This window comes from Lentzea flaviverrucosa, from assembly GCF_003350445.1.
Taxonomy (GTDB): Bacteria; Actinomycetota; Actinomycetes; order Mycobacteriales; family Pseudonocardiaceae; genus Lentzea; species Lentzea californiensis.
In genome coordinates this window covers 1177680-1195543 of record NZ_QQAU01000001.1, presented here as the reverse complement: position 1 = coordinate 1195543, position 17864 = coordinate 1177680, and the positions used below count along the sequence as shown (strand labels likewise).

Here is a 17864-nt window from a genome sequence, read left to right as displayed (position 1 = left end):
GTCCAGCCCACACATCACGAGCTGACCCGCGCCATGCCGGCGGCCTAATCAGCCAGGAAGTCAGCGATGCGGTTCGTCCAGGTCTGCACATCGGCGACGGTTGTCGACACGTGCAGGGTTGAGTCGGGCAGCAACTCGTGAAGCCGTTCCGCCGTCGACACCGGGTGCAACGGGTCGGTGTCCCACGTGAGGATCAGCGCCGGATGAGGCAGCGTCACGATCTCTTCAGGCGCCGGCAGGTCCGACTCACCGATGCCGCGCAGGATCGGGGCGAGCAGCTCGTCAGGGATGTCCGGGGTCATGTCGAAGGCCGGGTAGTCGGCGAAGATCGGCAGAGGCGCCTTCTGTGCCCACTCCTGCCGCCAGTGCGCGGCGCCGCGTGACTCGATCACCTCGGCGTTGTCGGTGTACCACTGCCTCGTCTGGTTGGGGCCCTCTTCCCACGCCACCGGCGGAATGATCAGCACGAGGCGGCGGAAGCGGCTGGGCTGAGCGATGGCGGCGCGCAAAGCGACGTCGCAGCCCAATGAGGAGCCCATGAAGTCGATCGGCTCGTCGAGATCCAGCTCGTCGAGGAGGGCGAGCAGGTCGAGGGTGAAGTTCTCGAAGCGGTAGTCGTCGGCGATCGGGCGGCCCGTCGAGTGTCCGTGGCCGCGCTGGTCGTAGGTCAGCAGCCGGCGATCCGCGGCGAGGGCGTCGAAGTCGAGAAGGTGGAGTCGCCGGACCGCTGCGCGGCTGAGGAAGACTCCGTGGGCGTAGCCGAGAAGTGGTCCGGATCCGGTGAGCTCGTACGCGATCTTCGCGCCCGCCCTGGTGACATGGCTGTCCTGCATCACTGCCCCCTCAGTGGTGATGAACGGAAGTGGTCCGGCTCGCGGATATGCGAGCCGGACCACCGGTCAGACGGTCTGCTTGTTCGCGCTGCGGAAGCCCCGCAGCCGCAAGCTGTTGCTCACGACGAAGACCGAAGAGAACGCCATCGCGGCTCCGGCGATCATCGGGTTGAGCAGGCCGAGCGCGGCCAGCGGCAGGGCGGCCACGTTGTAGGCGAAGGCCCAGAACAGGTTGCCCTTGATCGTGCCGAGCGTGCGCCGCGACAGCCGGATGGCGTCGACCGCGGCCCGCAGATCGCCGCGCACGAGAGTGATGTCGCTGGCCTCGATGGCGACATCGGTGCCGGTGCCCATGGCGAGCCCGAGGTCGGCCTGGGCGAGTGCGGCGGCGTCGTTCACGCCGTCGCCGATCATCGCGACCACGCGGCCCTCGGACTGCAGGCGCTTGACCACGTCGACCTTGTCCTTGGGCAGCACCTCGGCGATGACCTCGTCGATCCCGACCTCCGCAGCCACCGCCTTGGCAACGGCTTCGTTGTCGCCGGTCAGCAGCACCGGCCGCAGACCGAGAGCACGCAGTCCGGCGATCGCCTCGGCCGAGGTGGGCTTGACTGTGTCCGCAACCACCAGCACACCGCGTGCCTCGCCGTCCCAGGCCACCAGCACGGCGGTGCGGCCCTTGGCCTCCGCCTCCTTCTTGGCGGTGGCGAGTTCCTCGCTGAGCCGGACGCTCCACTCCTCCAGCAAGCGAGCGCGGCCGACGAGGACGGCGTGCTCGCCGACGACGCCCTGCACGCCTAGGCCTTCCAGGTTCTGGAAGCCCTCCACCGCAGGCAGCTCGCCGACGCGTTCGGTGGCGCCCGTGGCGATCGCCCTGGCGATCGGGTGCTCGGAGGCGTGCTCCAGCGCACCGGCCAGCCGCAGCATCTCTTCTTCGGTCACGCTGTCTGCCGCGTGGACCTCGACCAGGCTCATCTGCCCGGAGGTCACCGTGCCGGTCTTGTCCAGCACGACGGTGTCGACCCGCCTGGTCGACTCCAGCACCTCCGGTCCCTTGATCAGGATGCCGAGCTGTGCGCCACGTCCAGTGCCCACCAGCAGCGCCGTCGGCGTGGCGAGGCCCAGCGCGCACGGGCAGGCGATGATCAATACCGCCACGGCGGCGGTGAACGCCGCCGAGGCGCCCGAGCCCGAACCAAGCCAGAACGCCAGCGTGCCGACGGCGAGTGCGATCACGATCGGCACGAAGACCGCGGAGATCCGGTCAGCCAGGCGCTGCACCTCAGCTTTGCCGCTCTGCGCGTCCTCGACGAGCTTGGCCATCTGCGCGAGCTGCGTGTCGGACCCGATCCGCGTGGCCCGGACGACGAGCCGTCCGCCCGCGTTCACTGTGGCGCCGACGACCGCGTCACCGGTGGTGACCTCGACGGGCACCGACTCGCCGGTGAGCATGCTCGCGTCGATCGCCGAGCTGCCCTCCTCGATCACGCCGTCGGTGGCGATCTTCTCGCCCGGCCTCACCACGAACCGGTCGCCGACCTTGAGGTCGTCGATGCTGATGCGCTGCTCGCGTCCGTCACGCAGCACCGCGACGTCCTTCACTCCGAGCTCGAGCAGGGCACGCAGCGCGGCACCGGCGCGACGCTTGGACCGCGCCTCGAAGTATCGGCCGGCGAGGATGAACGTGGTCACGCCCGCAGCGACTTCGAGGTAGATGTTGCCGGCGCCCGACATCCGCTGGACGGTCAGCTCGAAGGCGTGCGTCATGCCCGGCGTGCCCGCGGTGCCGAGGAACAACGCGTACAGCGACCACAGAGTCGCCGCGCCGACGCCGATCGAGATCAGGGTGTCCATCGTCGCGGCGCCGTGGCGCAGGTTGGTCCACGCCGCCTTGTGGAACGGCCACGCGCCCCACACCACGACGGGTGCGGCGAGCGTGAGTGACAGCCACTGCCAGTAGGTGAACTGCAGTGCCGGGATCATGGCGAGCGCGATCACCGGCACGGTGAGCACCACCGAGGTGATCAACCGCTGTCGCAACGACCGCGCCGGATCCTGTTCGGCCTGTGCCGCGCTCTCGCCGACCTGCGGGGGAGCGGGCAGTTCGGCCTTGTAGCCGGTGGCCTCGACAACCTTCACCAGGTCTTCGGCCGTCAGCGACTCGGGGAAGCTGACCCTGGCCTTCTCGGTGGCGTAGTTGACGCTGGCCTGGACGCCGTCGAGCTTGTTCAGCTTGCGCTCGATCCGCGCGGCGCAGGAGGCGCAGGTCATGCCGCCGATCGACAGCTCGATCTCACTGGTCGGTGAACTCATGGAGCGCGCCTCCTCTTCGATGGTGCTGGGCTCAGCCACCGTGACCGCCGTGGTCGTCGGCAGGCGGGGTGGCCGGAGCGGACGTGGACGTGGAAGGTGTGGACGGTGCGGGAGCGGATCCCGTGGTGCCGAGGGTGAACTCGGCGGTACGGACCTTGCCCTCGTGCTGGAAGTCCAGGAACAGGCGGTAGCGACCGGAGGTCGGCACCTCGACCATGAACTTCACCTCAGGACCGGCGCCTGGTGCCTCCATCGGGTGGACGTGCAGGTAGGCGAGGTCGGCTGAGCGCAGTGCCACGAGGTGGCCGTTCGCGCCTAGGTAGGGCTGCAGGTCGGTGACCGGCTTGCCGTCCTTCGTCACGGTCGTGGTTACCAGGGACTCCGCGCCGGATTTGAGATCCCCATCGAGGCGCACGGTGTAGCCGTCCACTGTGAATTCACGTGTGTCGGTGTCGTACTGCTTCGGCTCGTAGCTGCCGGAGACCTGGATGTCCGTGCCGAGCGTGGTCTTGGTGCCGTTCTCCGGCTTGAAGTCGGCGAAGACCCGGTAGCTGCCGGCGGCGGGCAGGATCAGCGGTACCGACCACGTTCCGTCCGCGGCCATCTCAGGGTGCACGTGCTGGAAACCGGAACCGTCCCGGCGCACCAGCACGAGGTGCAGCTGCTTCTCGTGCTCCACGTCGAACTTGGTGACCGTGCCGCCGTCGGCGGTGCCGATCGTGAACTGGAAAGGCTGCTGCTCACCGGCGGTCGCGGTGGTCCGCAACGGCTTCAACACGTAGCCGTTCTCAGCGACGGACAGACCGGGCGGCAGCTTGTCCCCGGTGTTGCTCGAGGTGGACTGCGCGGCGCCGTGGTCCATCGCGGCCGGCGCGCTCGCGCCACCGGACGGGCCGACAGCGGCGCCGGCAGCCCAGGCGCCGCCGAAGACGATCGCCAGCACGCCCGCGTAGGCGGTCACCTTCGTGGCGGTGTTCATCTCGGATCCTTTCAGCTCGCGACGAGCGTGTAGCCGGCCTCGGTGACCGCGGTCCGGACGTCGTCCTCCGCCACCGGCTGGTCGCTGGTGACGGTCACCTTGCCGCTGGCCAGCTCGACGTCGACCTTCTGCACGCCACCGATCTGGCTGATCTCCTCGGTCACCGAGCTGACGCAGTGTCCGCAGGTCATGCCGGTGACGGTGTAGGTGGACTCGGCCATGGGAAACTCCTCGTGTACGGGTGTGACTTGGGGAATCAGGAGCGGACGAGACGGGCGATGGCGTTGCTGGCCTCGGCGATCTTTTCGTCCGCCTTGGTGCCGCCCTCGGTGATGGCCTCGCTGACACAGTGCTTCAGGTGCTCGTCGAGCAGTCCCAGTGAGACAGCCTGGAGCGCGCGCGTTGCCGCGGAGATCTGGGTGAGCACGTCGATGCAGTAGTCGTCGTTCTCGATCATCCGCTGCAGACCGCGCACCTGGCCCTCGATGCGCTTCAGGCGGCGCAGGTGGGCTTCCTTGTTGTCGGTGTAGCCGTGCATCTACCGCTCCTGTCGATCGGTCCGCCGCGCGGCCGGTCGCAACTGACCGGGGGAACGACGGGCGCTTGTCACCTTTATACCTAAGGGGGGTATGGGTGTGCAAGTGTCCGTGGTCATACGGGGTAGGGGTATCTCATGTGGCGCGGAGCACGTGCCGGAGCGTAGTTATGGATGACCACTAAATCGGAGATAGCTACTATTCATCCTAGTAGAAGACTCTGGAGGACATCATGCCCGCTCAGCCCGCATCCTTCGGCCGCCGGGACCTCTTCCGGCTCGGCTTCGGCCTCGCGGTGGCCACAGGCGTTGCGGGCTGTGCGAACAACGGTGGCTCTTCCGGCGGTGGAACCCTGATCGGGCCCAACTCGCCGGAGGTGGCCGCCGCCGAGCGCGCCCGTCAGATCGCGGGTGCGCGCCGGACGTCGATCAAGCTTGCCGCAGTCCAGGCCGAGGTCGACCTGGGCGGGATCACGGCGAACACCTGGTCATACGGAGACGTCCCCGGCAAAGAGATCAGGATCAGGCGTGGCGACCTGTTGAACGTCGAACTGCGCAATCAGCTGCCGAAGCCGACGAGCATCCACTGGCACGGCCTCGCACTGCGCAATGACATGGACGGCGTCCCGGACCTCACTCAGAGCGAGATCGTGCCCGGTGGTTCCTTCACCTACGAGTTCACCGCGCCGGACCCCGGAACCTACTGGTTTCATCCGCACTCGGGGGTGCAACTCGACCGCGGCCTCTACGCGCCGCTGATCGTGGAGAACCCGGAGGACGGCGGGAACTACGACACTGAACTGGTCGTCCTGCTCGACGACTGGCTCGACGGACTCGGCCAGACACCGGATGCCGTGTTCGACGAGCTGCGCACCAACGGCATGCCCGGTATGGACCACGGCTCGATGCCCGGCATGCCCGCGATGCCGAAGTCCGATCTGCTCGGTGGCGACGCAGGCGATGTCATCTATCCGCACGTGCTCGCCAACGGCAAGGTGTGGAAGGCTCCGCAGACGTTCGCCACCAAGCCGGGGCAGCGCATCCGGTTGAGGCTGATCAACGCGGCGGCGGACACGGTGTTTCGGGTCGGCGTGCCAGGGGTGCCGATGACCGTGACCCACGCGGACGGCTTCCCCGTGGTGCCGGTGGAGCTGGACGTCGTTCTGCTGGGGATGGGGGAGCGGCTCGACTGCGTCGTGACCGTGCCTGATCGGACGGTGCCCGTGCTCGCTCTCGCCGAGGGTCGCGGTTTGTTCGCCCAGGTGCTGCTGTCCACCGGAGCGGCGGCGTCAGCGGACAGCGAATCACTCACCGCGGAACTGGCGAAGCTGGTGGTGCCGGAGATGAACGCACTGCGGGCGGCAGACAGTGTTGCCCTGCCGTTGCGTGAGCCGGACGTCACGCACGATCTCGTCCTGGAAGGCCCTGGCGACAAGTACTCCTGGACGATCAACGGCAAGGCCTACGACCCAACCGACGGCCTGCCGATCCGTTCGGGACAGGTCGTGCGGCTGCGGATGCAGAACAAGTCGAAGATGTTCCATCCCATGCACGTGCACGGACACACGTTCCAGGTGCGGGCGAACGGCAAGATCGGTCCTCGCCGGGACACCGCGATCGTGTTGCCCGGCAGGGAACTGATCGTGGACTTCGATGCCGACAATCCCGGCCAATGGCTCATCCACTGCCACAACGTGTACCACGGTGAGGCGGGAATGATGGCCATGCTGTCCTATGTGGAGTGACGGTTACTGGCCGGTGGGGTAGGGCCAGGCGTTGGGTTTGCACACCTTGCCGTCCTTGTTCACCCGGTCAGTGCCCAACGTGGCGAGGTAGTCGTTCGAGATGCCCCATGACTGCTGCATCATGATGGGCGCTAGCGCGCCATTCTCCTGACAGGACTTGTGGTCGTACCCCAGACCGTGGCCGACCTCGTGGTTGACCACGTACTGCTTGTACTCCACCAGAGCGCCTTGGAACGAGACCGCGCCTCGCACCCAGCGGGCGACGTTGATCGTCACGTTGTCCCCGTTGACGCACGAGCCCTCGAACGGGATCGCGAACCCGCACACGTCGCGCGTGGTCATCTGCGAGGTGAGCCTGATCCTCAAGTCGGGCTTGCCGGAGTCGAGGCGCTGGAAACCGTGCTGCTTGTCGCCGATCCATCCGCGCGGGTCGGCGAGGATCGTGCTGACGTCGGTGGCGAAGGTCTCGGGGCCGCCGACGAGTTGCACGCCGTCCTCGATCTCGACGGTGTAGGTGACCCGGTTCGGCCCGCCCACTGCGGGACTGGTTCCGGGCACGACCGTCCACTTCTTCGTGCCTTGAACGGTGAAGTCACCACCGGGTGGGAGTTCGGCGGATGCCTTCACCGCATCGAAGACCTTCGGATCGGGATTCGGTGCGGGAGGTGTTCGGTTCGTGAGCGCGTGCCCGGCCTCGTCATGCGCGACGGCACTGGGCTGGTCGAGCTTCGGCGTCGGGGCCGCTGTCTCGGCAGGCGGGGGCGTCAATGTGTCACGTACGGCCACGGCGCTGAGTCCGAAGAGGGCGAGTACAGCGGCCACCGCCACGATCCAGTCTCGTGCGGGACGTTGACGAGAGCGCCGGGCTGAACGGCCGCCGACCGGATCCAGCCTGGCGACCAGCGGCCTTCCGGCCGGTCGTTCGCGCAGCTGCTGCTTCATCGCGCAACAGCATGTCACAGCACCTACGAAGATACGTAGTAGGGAGAGAGGATAGTCACTGGAGAAGATCGCCGTCGAACATCGGCAGCACTGCCCCCGACAGGACGCCACCGACTAGCGAAATCACGGCCAGCGCGTACGCCACGCGTACCGCCGAAGGGCGGATGTCGGTGATGCCTGCGGCTTCACCCCGTACGGCCGGAACCACCCATCGCAGGTAGTAGAACAAGCTGGCGACCGTGTTGAGCGCGCCGAGTACCGCCAGCCAGAGCAGCCCACCGTCGAGGGCGGCGGTGAACACGGTCAACTTGCCGGCGAACACCGCGGTCGGCGGGGTGCCGACCAGACCCAGCAGACAGACGACCAGGCTGACGGCGAGCCAGGGCCGCTCACGCACAAGACCGCGGTAGTCCTCGAGCGTCACCGCTGAAGGCAGCGCGCACACGACCGCGAACGCGCCCAGGTTCGTGATCGCGTACGCGGCCAGGTACAGCAGCACGCTCGGCAGCGCCAAGTCAGCGCGCTCGGCCACCGCGACCGCCATGAGCAGGTACCCGACCTGGCTGATCGTCGAGTAGGCGAGCAGTCGCCGGACGTTGTCCTGGAAGAACGCCGCGAGGTTGCCCAGCGTCATGGTGGCCGCGGCGATGACCGCGATCAACAGGCTCCAGTCGACACCGGCGTCCCGTAGAGGCACGGCCACCAAACGGTAGGTCGCGACCACTGCGCCGATCTTCGGCACGGTCGTGACGAACGCCGCCACCACCGGCCTGGAGCCTTCGGTCACGTCCGGCACCCAGAAGTGAGCGGGGACCGCACCGATCTTGAACAACAGACCAGCCAGCACCGCAACGGTGCCCACCGCCACGGCGGCCGGCGGCGCCTCGGCCAGCCGCAGTTCCATGTACCCAGTCGCCCCGCCTACACCGAACAGCAGCGTGACCCCGATGAGCGTGACTACCCCGAGCAACGCCCCCAGCAGGTAGAACTTCAGCGACGCCTCAGTGCCCGCCTTGTCCTTCGCGAACCCTGCCAGCGCGTACAGCGGGATGCTCGCGAGCAGATACCCGGCCGCGAGCAGCATCAGGTCCGCCGCACCGGCCAGCACCACGGTGCCCAGCGCCGCGAGCAGCACGAGCACGTGGAACTCGGCCTCCCTGGCCCATCCGGCGACCTCACCGGCCAGGCCGGTCACGATCAGCGTCGCCAGCAGCACGATCACCCGCGTCGCGTTGGTGGCGACATCGATCACGAAGCTGTCGCCGAACACCGCTTGGTCCATCCCGGGCCACATCGTCACCGTGACCGCGATGCCCGCGAGGCAGGCGATCGCGGAGAGCACCCGGACCAGCCACTGGCGGTGCCGCGGCAGGTATGACCCGAGCAGCAGGCCGACGACGGCGGCTACGGCGAGGAAGATCTCCGGCAGCAGCGCGACCGGGTTCTCGTTCATCGTCTCCACGCGGTCACCCGCCGAAGATCGCGCTGACGGTGCGGGCGGCCGGTTCGATCGCGTCCAGCAGCGGACGCGGGAACAGTCCGATGAGGACGGACAGCGCGATCAGCGGCCCGATCGAGGCGGACTCAGGCCACGTCAGGTCACCGAACTCTCCGGACGGCGACCGCTGCGAACCGAGCAGCACTTGCTGCAAAGCACGCAGGAAGAGTGCTGCCGTGATCAGGATTCCGAGGAACGCCAACGCGGTCGCGATCGGCGCACCGCCGAGCGATCCGGTGAAGATCTGGAATTCGGCGATGAACCCGGAGAACCCAGGCAGCCCGAGCGAAGCGAACGCGGCCAGCCCGGTTAGTCCGGCGAACCGCGGCGCCTGCGCCGCCAGACCTCCGTAGCTGTCCATGTCATAGGTGCCACCGCGGTCCCACATCGCGCCAGCCAGTAGGAACAGCGCACCGGTGATGAGGCCGTGGCTGACCATCTGGGTCACTGACCCGGTGATGGCGAGATGCCGTGCCTGCGACTCGGAGGAGGCGACGAGTCCTGCGGCGCCGACGGCCAGGATCACGTATCCCATGTGGTTGACCGAGGTGTAGGCGATCATCCGTTTGAAGTCACGCTGCGCCAGCGCGACCAGCGCACCGTAGATGACGCTCACCACGCCTACGATCACGAATACCAGGGCGTACTGCCGCCACGCATCGGGCAGCACGGGCATGACGATGCGGATGAAGCCGTAGGTGCCCATCTTCAGCAGCACCCCGGCCAGGATCGCCGATCCGGCCGCCGGAGCCTCGGTGTGTGCGGGTGGCAGCCAGGTGTGGAACGGCACCGTGGGCGTCTTGATGGCCAGACCGATGCCGAGCGCGAGAAGGATCAGCGCGCCGGCGACTCCCTTACCCGCCAGCGGGTTCTGCCGGGTCAACTCCACGATGTCGAACGTGTGCGGCGTGGCCGCGAGGTACAGCCCGATGAACCCGAGCAGCAGCGCGAGCGATCCGAGGAAGGTGTACAGGAAGAACTGCAGCGCTGCACGGGCCGCGTTCCGGTGCCCCCAGCCCGCGATCACGAAGTACATACCGACGATCGACAGGTCGAAGAAGACGAAGAACAGGATCAGATCGAGCGAGACGAACAGCCCCAGGCACACCGTCTGCAAGAACAGGAACAGCGCCGCGAACGAGCGAACGCGTCGCGTTTCCCGCGCCGAGTAGATCGCGCAGGCGAAGAACAAAACGGAGGTCAGCGCCACGAGCGGCATGCTCAGCCCGTCGACACCGATGTGGTAGCCGGAATCGACGCTCGGGATCCACTGCAGGTCGACCTCGTAGGCGAAGCCGTCACCCGGCGGAGGCGACGCGATCCACAACCCGAGTACGAGCAGGAGATCAACGGCGGTGACAGTGATCCACGTCCACCTGACCGCCGAGTCGCTCATCCGCGGGAACAGCAGCAGAGCCACGGCTGCGGCGATGGGTAGGAAGACCACGATGCTGAGCACGTTCACCTCACCCTCGTCCGGCAATGATCAGCAGCGTCGCGAGCAGTGCGAGGACGACGACTGCCTGGGCGTAGTAGTGGTGCAGCTGGCCGGTCTGAGGGCGTCGGGCCAGCCGGCCGAGCCGCCTGGCGTTCTCGGTGACGCCGGTGACGACCCGGTCCAGCGAGACGTCGATACGCAAGCTGGCCACGCGTGCGGTGGCGCTTCCGATGGCGGCTGAGGTTCGTACGCTCCCCGCCACGACGTGATCGTCGAACCTCGCCAGCCATCCCGCCACAGCGAGCGTCGGCATGACCACGGCACGGCGTGCAAAAAGCTCGAGTCCCAGCCAGTCCGCCAGCACTCCTGTCGAGCTCGCGAGCCGGTCGCCTTGCTGTGTCAGCTTGATCGCCAGGGCGACGGCCAGCACCGCCAACACACCCGACACCGCGAGTTCCCAGGCCACTGCCCGGCCCAGCAGGGGGATGCCGAGCACCGCGGCAGCTGCTGCCAGCACGGGCAGCGGCCACACCAGCGCACGTGGAACAGATGGAGCGTCGCTCGCGCTGTCACCGGTCCACACCAGCCACAGCGCACGTCCCGCGTACAGCCCGCTCATGACCGCCGCGGCGAGCCCGGCGAGGTATAGCGGCAGGGAAGCGCGCAACGCATCGGCGAGCACGGCGTCCTTCGTCACCCAGATCGACAACGGCGGTGCTCCGGCCAAGGTGAGTGCGCCTACCGCAAAACTCAGTCCGACGACGCGGTAACGCCGAGCGGCTCCGCGCAGCGCCGAGAGGTCCTTGGTGCCGAGCGCGGTGAGCCACGCGCCCGCGCAGAGGAACAGCAGGCTCTTCGTGGCCGCGTGCGCCATGAGGTGTGCAGAGCCCGCGGTGACTCCGCCGACGCCCGCTGCCAGCACCATGAACCCGACCTGTGCGCACGTCGAGGCTGCAAGCAACTGCTTCAGATCTCGCTGCACCACGGCCACGGCGCCGAGCAGCAGCGCGGTCACCGCACCCACCCAGGCCACCACGACCGCTGCCCATGCCGTCGCGGCGAGCAGCGGCTCCAGCCGTAGCAGCAGATACGCCCCGGCGGCCACCATCGTGGCCGAGTGCAGCAACGCCGACACCGGGCTCGGGCCGTCCATCGCTCGTGACAACCAGAAGCTGAACGGCAGCTGCGCCGACTTGCCCAGCGCGGCCAGCACGATGCCGGCGGCGGCCACGTCACGCCATCCAGGCGTGAGCTGCGGAAGATCGGCGAGCGCCAGTCCTCCGGCTCCGCCCGCGAGCACCGCACCGGCGGCCAGGTACAGGCCAAGATCAGCCGCGCGCGTGGTGAGGAAGGCGATGTTGCCGGACTCGACCCGGTGCTCGTCGCGCCACCAGTAAGCGATCAACGCGTACGACGTCGCACCCATGACCTCCCAGGCCATCAGGAGCGACACCATCGTCGTGGCCGTGACGGTGACCAGCATCGCGCCCGCGAACAACAGCATCAGCCCGAAGAACCGCGCTTGCCGTCCCATTTCGCCTGCGGCGAACACCAACACCGCGACCAGCACCACGGCCACAGTGAGCACCATGACCGCGGACAAGCCGTCCACCTCGAGACCGAACGAAATCCCCTCGAGAAACGGTGCCGAGACGGCCGGCCGGGTGTAGGCGGCGAACGACGCGAGCAGTAGGCAGGCGACCGCCGCCGCGATCGCGGTCACCGGCGCGAACCGATCAGCGCGACGGCCGGCGACCAGCAACGCAGAGCCCAGGACCAGCGGGACGGAGACCAGCAGCCACAAGGTCATCGCTCAGCCCTTGAGGTCCGCGGCCATGTCGGTCATGTCCACGTCCCGGCTGCGGAAGATCGCCGTCGTCACGGCGAACCCGACGGCCATTTCCACCGCCATCGCGGTCACCGCGAGCAGTACGACCACCTGCCCGTCCGGACGATCGGGGGAGACGAAGTACCAGAAGGCCGAAGCGCCCACGATCACCGCATTGATCATCAGTTCCAGCCCCATCATGATCATCACGATGGACTGCTGTGACAGTGCTCCGTACAACCCCACGCTGAACAGCGCCGAGGCGAGCAGCAGGAACGCCTGGAGGCTCATCGGTCGATCCCTCCCGGCACCGGGTCGTCGGGGCGCTTGCGGTCCAGCCGGTCGCCGTACCGGTCGTATCGACCCCGATGGGTGGCGAGCACGACGGTGGCGACCATCGTGGCGAACAGCGCGAGGCCCAGGACGATCATCACGAGCATCTTCGAGCCCATCAGGGCCTCGCCCAGCTGCATCGTCGGATCGTCCGGGCGGGCACGATCCGACCCCGGCCAGGGCACGAGCACGACGCCGGTGGCGAGCACGACGAACGTGCCGATTGCGATCGCCAGGGAGCCCTTCTGGTTGTGCACCATGGTCATGGGCATCAGGCCGGCGGGGTTCATCATGTACATGACCATGAACACGGCCATGACGACCATCTCCATGATCATCATGAGGATGACCAGCACACCCAGGTAAGCCAGGTCAAGCAGCAGGATCGTGACCGCGGTGAAGATGAACGAAGCGAGCAGCGCGAACGTCGCGCGCGCCATGGAGTCCACGCGGAACACCGCGATGCCGGTCACCACGGCCGCGACCCCGCACAGCCAGAACAGCACCTGCGCCATCACGAGATCACCACGATCGACACAACAAGCGCCTGCACCAGGGTCGCGGGGATCAGCACGATCCACGCGATCTCGTGGAACCGCTCCATCCGGACGGTGGGACCACGCCGGCTCGCCCACACGAGGAAGCCGAGCACCGCTGCCGTCTTGAGCACCGACCACAACCAGCCCGGCAACAGCGGACCCTGCCCGCCGCCGAGAAACAGCGGCACGGCCATCGCCGCACCGGCCACCAGCAGTAGCCACCGACCTGCGACGAAGACCAAACGATCCACACCGGACAGTTCAGCGAGCACGCCACCGGCCGCGTCGCCGCTCACTGCATGGTCGAACGGCCGGAAGAACGCCATCCCCAGCACCGACAACAAGTACACGGCAAACGCGACCGGCATCCACACGACGAACCACAGATCTTGTTGCGCGGCAACGATATCGGCGACCCGCAACGAACCGGCACCCAACGCCGCGGTGATCAACGCGAACATGTGCGGCAGCTCATAGGCCAGTCCTTGCGCGATGAAGCGGTAACCACCGATCAGGCCGAACGCCGAGTTCGCGCCCCAGCCGACCAGCCACACCGCCGCCCAGGCGACAACCTCCATCGCGTTGAACCACACGACGCCGACCGAGAAATCGGCGACAACCCACGAACCCAGCGGGATCACCAGCGCCGCCATGACCCCCGCGACGAGCAGCGCAACCGCACCACCCCGCCACAGCAAGGAATCCGCTGCCAGCGTGCGCCGCCGCTGCTGAACGAGCAAGCCCGCCGTTGCTCGCAGTGGTTCGGCAAGAGCTCCACGGCCGGTCGTGAGCACCGAGTCGAACGCCGCCGCACTAAGGGCGAACAGGGCAAGCACCATTGGCAACAGCAGTGCTCCCCACCACGGCGCCACCTCAAGCATGGTGCGCCACCTCGCGCGTCGTCGTGTCCGGGTCCACACTCGCCACGATCAACCGCGCGGCGGCGAACTCCGCTCCCGTGAGCAACTCCACCAGCTCGTCCGTTGTCGGCTCGGCTTTGCCGGCGGTCTCGTGGCCGGACACGACATCGTCGAGCCACTGGTGCAGGCGGGGCAGCACATCCCCGATTCCGCGCAACGACCACCGCAACAACCTGGACCGGTGTACCCGCCGGGCCCAGCGTTCCAGGTCGTCAGCGCCGGCACGCCCGCCCAGGGCCTCGTCGCGCAGGACACGTGCCCGTGCCGCTGCGTCGGCCCATCCGGCGATCGACAGCAGCCGCGCCGAGCTGTCGAGCCGCCGGGCGACGAGCGGCAGCCGATCGTGCGGCTGGGTGGCGCCGATGACCTCGACGTGTGCCTGCTGGATCACGTCGCCCTGCAGGACCGTGTGCACGACGAGCCCTTCGGGCCAGTCCGGCAGCACGGGCCCGAGCGGCACGTGCAGCCGGTCGAGAGTGAGGCCGTCCCGGTCCACACCGCGATCCGCCATCGGCAGGCCGCCGGGCAACTCCATCGAACCCATGTCGTGCCCGTGGTGGCCGCCCTGATGGCCGCCGTGCCCCTCGTGCCCGCCATGCTCGTCCGCCATCGTGCCACCGCATGACATCTCCGAAGCGTGACCGTCGTGCATCGCGGCGCCGCAGGAGTGCGCGGGCGAGTGCTGCTCTTGCCGTGACTGCGGGAGTGCTTCCGTGCGCAGCGCCTGCTGTGCCTCGCCGCGTTGCAACTCGGCGTCGTACAGCGTCTCCGTCACCGACGACAGCACCCGCTCGGCGTCCGTTCCGTCAGTCACATGCACGCGCACCCGAGGAGCAGGGATGCTGCTCCAGACCAGATCGACGTACGGGCTGATCTCCGCCGTCGTAGCGCCCGCGACGACCAACACGTTGGCCTCAGCCGGGGCGAGCGCAAGCCGCCATCCGTTCTGCCGCGCGAACTGCTCGACGGCTATCCGCGCCCTGGTACCCCCAGGCATGGCGGCGATCAGCGGGCGGACCGGTGTGCGGCGCAGCAGCCAGGACGTCAGGTCCACCGCAGTGCCCCTTCCCGCCACGCGTACCACACACCCGCCACGAGGATCGCAAGGAAGATGAACATCTCCACCACGGCGGGCGTCCCCATCTTGGCGACCACGAGTGTCCACGGGTACATGAACACCATCTCCATGTCGAACGCCAAGAAGATCATCGTGATCGTGTACCAGCGCACGTGGTACCGGGAGACGGCGTGCTCGGAGGGCTGGTGGCCGGACAGGAACGGTCGCACGTCGGTGATCGTGCGGCCGAGTCGAACCAGGACGGTCAGGCCGAACACCGCGGCCACCACGCCTGCTACCGCGACCAGGACCACCACTGCGCCGATCATGGTTCCTCCTGCCTCGGTCGCCGGCTGATCACTCTTGGAGGGTAGGACGTGATCCGATCATCCGCGACCGGTCAACGGTCGGCTACCGCGCCGCCTCCTACTACATGCATTCGTAGGTGATGAGCGCTTCCGCTTACCATCGAACAACCGAACCAAACGGAAGTGCAGGTTGTTCATGCGTGACGTGCGTGCGATCGCACTTGGGGCGCTGGTCGTCGCCCTGGTCGTCGTTTCGTTCGTGGTGGATCTGCCCGGCGTGGACGAGATCCGTTCCTGGATCCGCGGGGCAGGCGCGTGGGCGCCAGCCGCGTTCCTGTTGCTGTGCGCTGGGGGAACCGCCGCGTTCTTCCCGAAGCCCGTGCTCGCCACCGCCTCCGGCCTGCTCTTCGGTGTGCTGCCCGGAGCAGCTCTCGCCATTGCCGGCTTCACCGCCGGCGCGTTGATCTCCTTCGTCATCGGCAGGTTGCTCGGGCGGGAGGCTGTGGCGCGGTGGCTCGGCGGCAGTCGTCTGCGCACGCTGGACGTGGTGTTCGCGAAGAACGGTCTGGCCGCGACACTCGTGCTGCGGTTGTTGCCGGTGATCCCGTTCGCCGCGTCGAACTACGGCGCCGGCGTGACGGCCGTGCGTCCGGTGTTGTTCGCGCTCGGCACCGCTCTCGGGCTCGTGCCCACCACCCTGGTCGCCGCGCTGCTGGGGGATGCCGTGCTGGACCTCGGATCACCGCGCTCGATCGCCGCTCTGGCAGCCTGGCTGGTGCTCGGCGCGGCCGGCGTGTTGTGGGGCAGGAATCTTCTTCGTCGTGCTGGCGGGACCGCGTAGGTTACTATTTCCGATAGTAGATGCGGCGGGGGTGTCGATGGACGGCGCTCAGGTGCAGGCCTGGTCGTGGAGTTGGGCTCGCGCGCTCACGGGTGCGGCGCTGAGCGCTGCCGTGGTCGGTGTGCCGACTGATGTCATCGACAACTCGATGTTCACGCGCATGACCCCGGTTCGGTGGTGGGAACTGCCTGTGCTCGTGCTCACGGCGATCCTCACGGCCGTGTGGGCTGGTATCCGGCCTGGGGTTCAGCGCGACCGTGCTGGATCTGCCCGCGTTTACGGCGGCTCACTGCTCAGTGCACTCGCGGTCGGGTGCCCCGTCTGCAACAAGATCGTCATGGCGTTGCTGGGAGTGTCCGGGGCGCTCGGTGTTTGGGCTCCTCTGCAGCCTCTGCTCGGCGTGGCGTCGTTGGCCGTGCTCGCAACTGCGGTGGTCGTGCGATGGCGACGGCGCGAGTGCACGACTGTCGCTTGTTCACCCGTAGGGGCCTAGTGGACCGGATGTACTACTCGTGATAGTAAGTCACGGGTTGTTGTCCGGCAGGAGGCTTCATGAGGGTGCCGCACCTGGTGCTGGCGGTGTGCGTGGTCGCCTTGGCGGCCTTTCTGGCGATTCAGTTCGTCTTCGTGCTGCCTTTCATGGTGCGCAACGGCAACCAGGGCGCTGTCGCCGGCGCGACAACCGGGCAAGCCACCTTCGACATCACCAAGATTCCACCACTGGCGCGGGAAATGGCTCCGATCATCACGTCGTTCGTCGCCACCGACTGCCCGGAGCTCAACCCGTTGCGGGTCATCGCCGAAGTGCAGGCCGAGTCAGGATGGCGGCCGACCGCGTGGAGCAACGACAGCAACGGCGGTGCGGCGGGCCTGCTCCAGATCAACCAAGCGAACTGGAAAAACCTCGGTGGACAGGCATGGGCGAGCGTTCCTCCTCCCTCCGGAGCGGACATCTTCGATCCGGCGATCCACATGCGACTCGGACTCAAGTTCCTGTGCAGCAACTTGCGCGGGATGACCGCACACATCAAGCAGACGCGTAAACCACTCGACCCTCACGACGCGATGAGCGTGTGCCACATCGCTGGCTGCGGCCGGGTGTTGTTGAGTCGCACCGGTATTCCTCAGTCAGGCGAAGCAGGATGTGGCGACACGTGCGTGTCGCTCATCCGGCGCTATCTCGACAACATCCGCAAGTACGAACGCGATTGGGCTGCAGCCGAGACCGCACCTGCCGGTGACGGGGGACCTGTGCCAGGCGGCGCGGACCTGGCCGGGCTGCCCGCTCCGGTGCCCTACACCGGGCCGCCGACAGGATGTGTCGTCGACGATCCCACGACAGCGGGATGCCTCACCGCAGCCACCGCGCACGCGCTGGAACAGATCCGCAGCGCCTTCGGGCCACAGATCGCCTCGGTCACCTGCTACGGCGCGCGACCGGAGACACCGTTCAGCGACCATCCGACCGGCAAAGCGTGCGACGTGTTCCCGGACCGCTTCGGCGTGTTCCCGGTCGGCGAGCGGCTCGCGGCGGGCTGGCGAATGGCCTCCTGGACGCGGGCCTACGCGGGCCCGCTGAAGATTCGCTACATCATCTGGCAGGGGCGCTACTGGGATCCGACCACCGGCGACCAGGGAGGGTGGGGCGAGAAGTACACCGGCGCAGGGGTGTACGACGTCAGCAACCCCACCGGCGGTCACTACGACCACCTGCACATCAGCTTCACCGCGTGATCGAGGAGCGACGCGATGGCA

The 17864-nt window shown here is 67.7% G+C and carries 18 protein-coding genes; 4 read left to right on the top strand and 14 right to left on the bottom strand.

All coding sequences use genetic code 11. The features are described from left to right. Positions 1 to 44 precede the first annotated feature (44 nt). From DFR72_RS05365 to DFR72_RS05345, 5 genes are all read right to left on the bottom strand, one after another. Positions 45 to 833, bottom strand: coding sequence for an alpha/beta fold hydrolase (locus DFR72_RS05365; protein ID WP_090064486.1), 789 nt, complete (start codon positions 831 to 833; stop codon positions 45 to 47). A gap of 66 nt (positions 834 to 899) precedes the next feature. Beyond that, on the bottom strand, positions 900 to 3146 hold the full coding sequence (locus DFR72_RS05360; protein ID WP_090064487.1) for a heavy metal translocating P-type ATPase: 2247 nt from the start codon (positions 3144 to 3146) through the stop codon (positions 900 to 902). A 31-nt stretch (positions 3147 to 3177) separates the two neighbouring features. Continuing rightward, positions 3178 to 4125: a hypothetical protein gene (locus DFR72_RS05355; RefSeq protein ID WP_090063759.1), complete on the bottom strand. Its 948-nt coding sequence runs from the start codon at positions 4123 to 4125 to the stop codon at positions 3178 to 3180. 11 nt (positions 4126 to 4136) lie between these two features. After that, positions 4137 to 4346: a heavy-metal-associated domain-containing protein gene (locus tag DFR72_RS05350; protein ID WP_090063761.1), complete on the bottom strand. Its 210-nt coding sequence runs from the start codon at positions 4344 to 4346 to the stop codon at positions 4137 to 4139. A gap of 35 nt (positions 4347 to 4381) precedes the next feature. After that, positions 4382 to 4663 (bottom strand): metal-sensitive transcriptional regulator, encoded by a 282-nt coding sequence (locus tag DFR72_RS05345; protein WP_090063762.1) that lies wholly within the window; start codon positions 4661 to 4663, stop codon positions 4382 to 4384. Positions 4664 to 4893: 230 nt separating this feature from the next. On the opposite strand from DFR72_RS05345, the gene DFR72_RS05340 reads away from it, so the two are divergent. Then, positions 4894 to 6405, top strand: a complete 1512-nt coding sequence (locus tag DFR72_RS05340) for a multicopper oxidase family protein (RefSeq protein ID WP_090063763.1) — start codon at positions 4894 to 4896, stop codon at positions 6403 to 6405. 3 nt (positions 6406 to 6408) lie between these two features. Here DFR72_RS05340 and DFR72_RS05335 read toward each other — a convergent pair whose 3' ends face one another. Genes DFR72_RS05335 through DFR72_RS05295 form a run of 9 tightly spaced genes read right to left on the bottom strand, consistent with a single transcriptional unit; the run spans position 6409 to position 15289 of the window. Further along, a complete protein-coding gene (locus DFR72_RS05335) occupies positions 6409 to 7347 on the bottom strand; it encodes a DUF3152 domain-containing protein (RefSeq protein ID WP_090063764.1) in 939 nt (312 codons plus the stop codon). Between the two features lie 55 nt (positions 7348 to 7402). Next, the gene (locus tag DFR72_RS05330; RefSeq protein WP_090064488.1) at positions 7403 to 8800 is read right to left on the bottom strand and encodes an NADH-quinone oxidoreductase subunit N; all 1398 of its coding nucleotides are present in this window, start codon (positions 8798 to 8800) and stop codon (positions 7403 to 7405) included. A gap of 13 nt (positions 8801 to 8813) precedes the next feature. Then, positions 8814 to 10304: a complex I subunit 4 family protein gene (locus DFR72_RS05325; RefSeq protein ID WP_090064489.1), complete on the bottom strand. Its 1491-nt coding sequence runs from the start codon at positions 10302 to 10304 to the stop codon at positions 8814 to 8816. A 7-nt stretch (positions 10305 to 10311) separates the two neighbouring features. Next, on the bottom strand, positions 10312 to 12093 hold the full coding sequence (locus DFR72_RS05320; RefSeq protein WP_090063765.1) for a proton-conducting transporter transmembrane domain-containing protein: 1782 nt from the start codon (positions 12091 to 12093) through the stop codon (positions 10312 to 10314). A 3-nt stretch (positions 12094 to 12096) separates the two neighbouring features. Further along, positions 12097 to 12402, bottom strand: coding sequence for an NADH-quinone oxidoreductase subunit NuoK (gene nuoK, locus DFR72_RS05315; RefSeq protein WP_090063766.1), 306 nt, complete (start codon positions 12400 to 12402; stop codon positions 12097 to 12099). Continuing rightward, the gene (locus tag DFR72_RS05310; RefSeq protein ID WP_425459869.1) at positions 12399 to 12959 is read right to left on the bottom strand and encodes an NADH-quinone oxidoreductase subunit J family protein; all 561 of its coding nucleotides are present in this window, start codon (positions 12957 to 12959) and stop codon (positions 12399 to 12401) included. The genes nuoK and DFR72_RS05310 overlap by 4 nt, the downstream gene beginning before the upstream one ends. Next, positions 12959 to 13864, bottom strand: a complete 906-nt coding sequence (locus DFR72_RS05305; protein WP_090063768.1) for an NADH-quinone oxidoreductase subunit H — start codon at positions 13862 to 13864, stop codon at positions 12959 to 12961. Before DFR72_RS05305 ends, DFR72_RS05310 begins: the two co-directional genes overlap by 1 nt. Continuing rightward, positions 13857 to 14957, bottom strand: a complete 1101-nt coding sequence (locus DFR72_RS05300) for a hypothetical protein (protein WP_090063769.1) — start codon at positions 14955 to 14957, stop codon at positions 13857 to 13859. The genes DFR72_RS05305 and DFR72_RS05300 overlap by 8 nt, the downstream gene beginning before the upstream one ends. Next, positions 14948 to 15289, bottom strand: coding sequence for an NADH-quinone oxidoreductase subunit A (locus tag DFR72_RS05295; protein WP_090063770.1), 342 nt, complete (start codon positions 15287 to 15289; stop codon positions 14948 to 14950). The genes DFR72_RS05300 and DFR72_RS05295 overlap by 10 nt, the downstream gene beginning before the upstream one ends. Positions 15290 to 15464: 175 nt before the next feature. Here DFR72_RS05295 and DFR72_RS05290 point away from each other — a divergent pair, with 175 nt between their 5' ends. Genes DFR72_RS05290 through DFR72_RS05280 form a run of 3 tightly spaced genes read left to right on the top strand, consistent with a single transcriptional unit; the run spans position 15465 to position 17843 of the window. Then, complete coding sequence (locus tag DFR72_RS05290; RefSeq protein WP_090063771.1) at positions 15465 to 16109, top strand: TVP38/TMEM64 family protein; 645 nt, start codon at positions 15465 to 15467, stop codon at positions 16107 to 16109. A 37-nt stretch (positions 16110 to 16146) separates the two neighbouring features. Beyond that, positions 16147 to 16602 carry a hypothetical protein gene (locus tag DFR72_RS05285; protein WP_090064490.1) on the top strand — a complete coding sequence of 152 codons (456 nt, stop codon included), beginning with the start codon at positions 16147 to 16149 and terminating at the stop codon, positions 16600 to 16602. 59 nt (positions 16603 to 16661) lie between these two features. After that, positions 16662 to 17843, top strand: a complete 1182-nt coding sequence (locus tag DFR72_RS05280) for a lytic transglycosylase domain-containing protein (RefSeq protein ID WP_090063772.1) — start codon at positions 16662 to 16664, stop codon at positions 17841 to 17843. Positions 17844 to 17864: the final 21 nt, after the last annotated feature.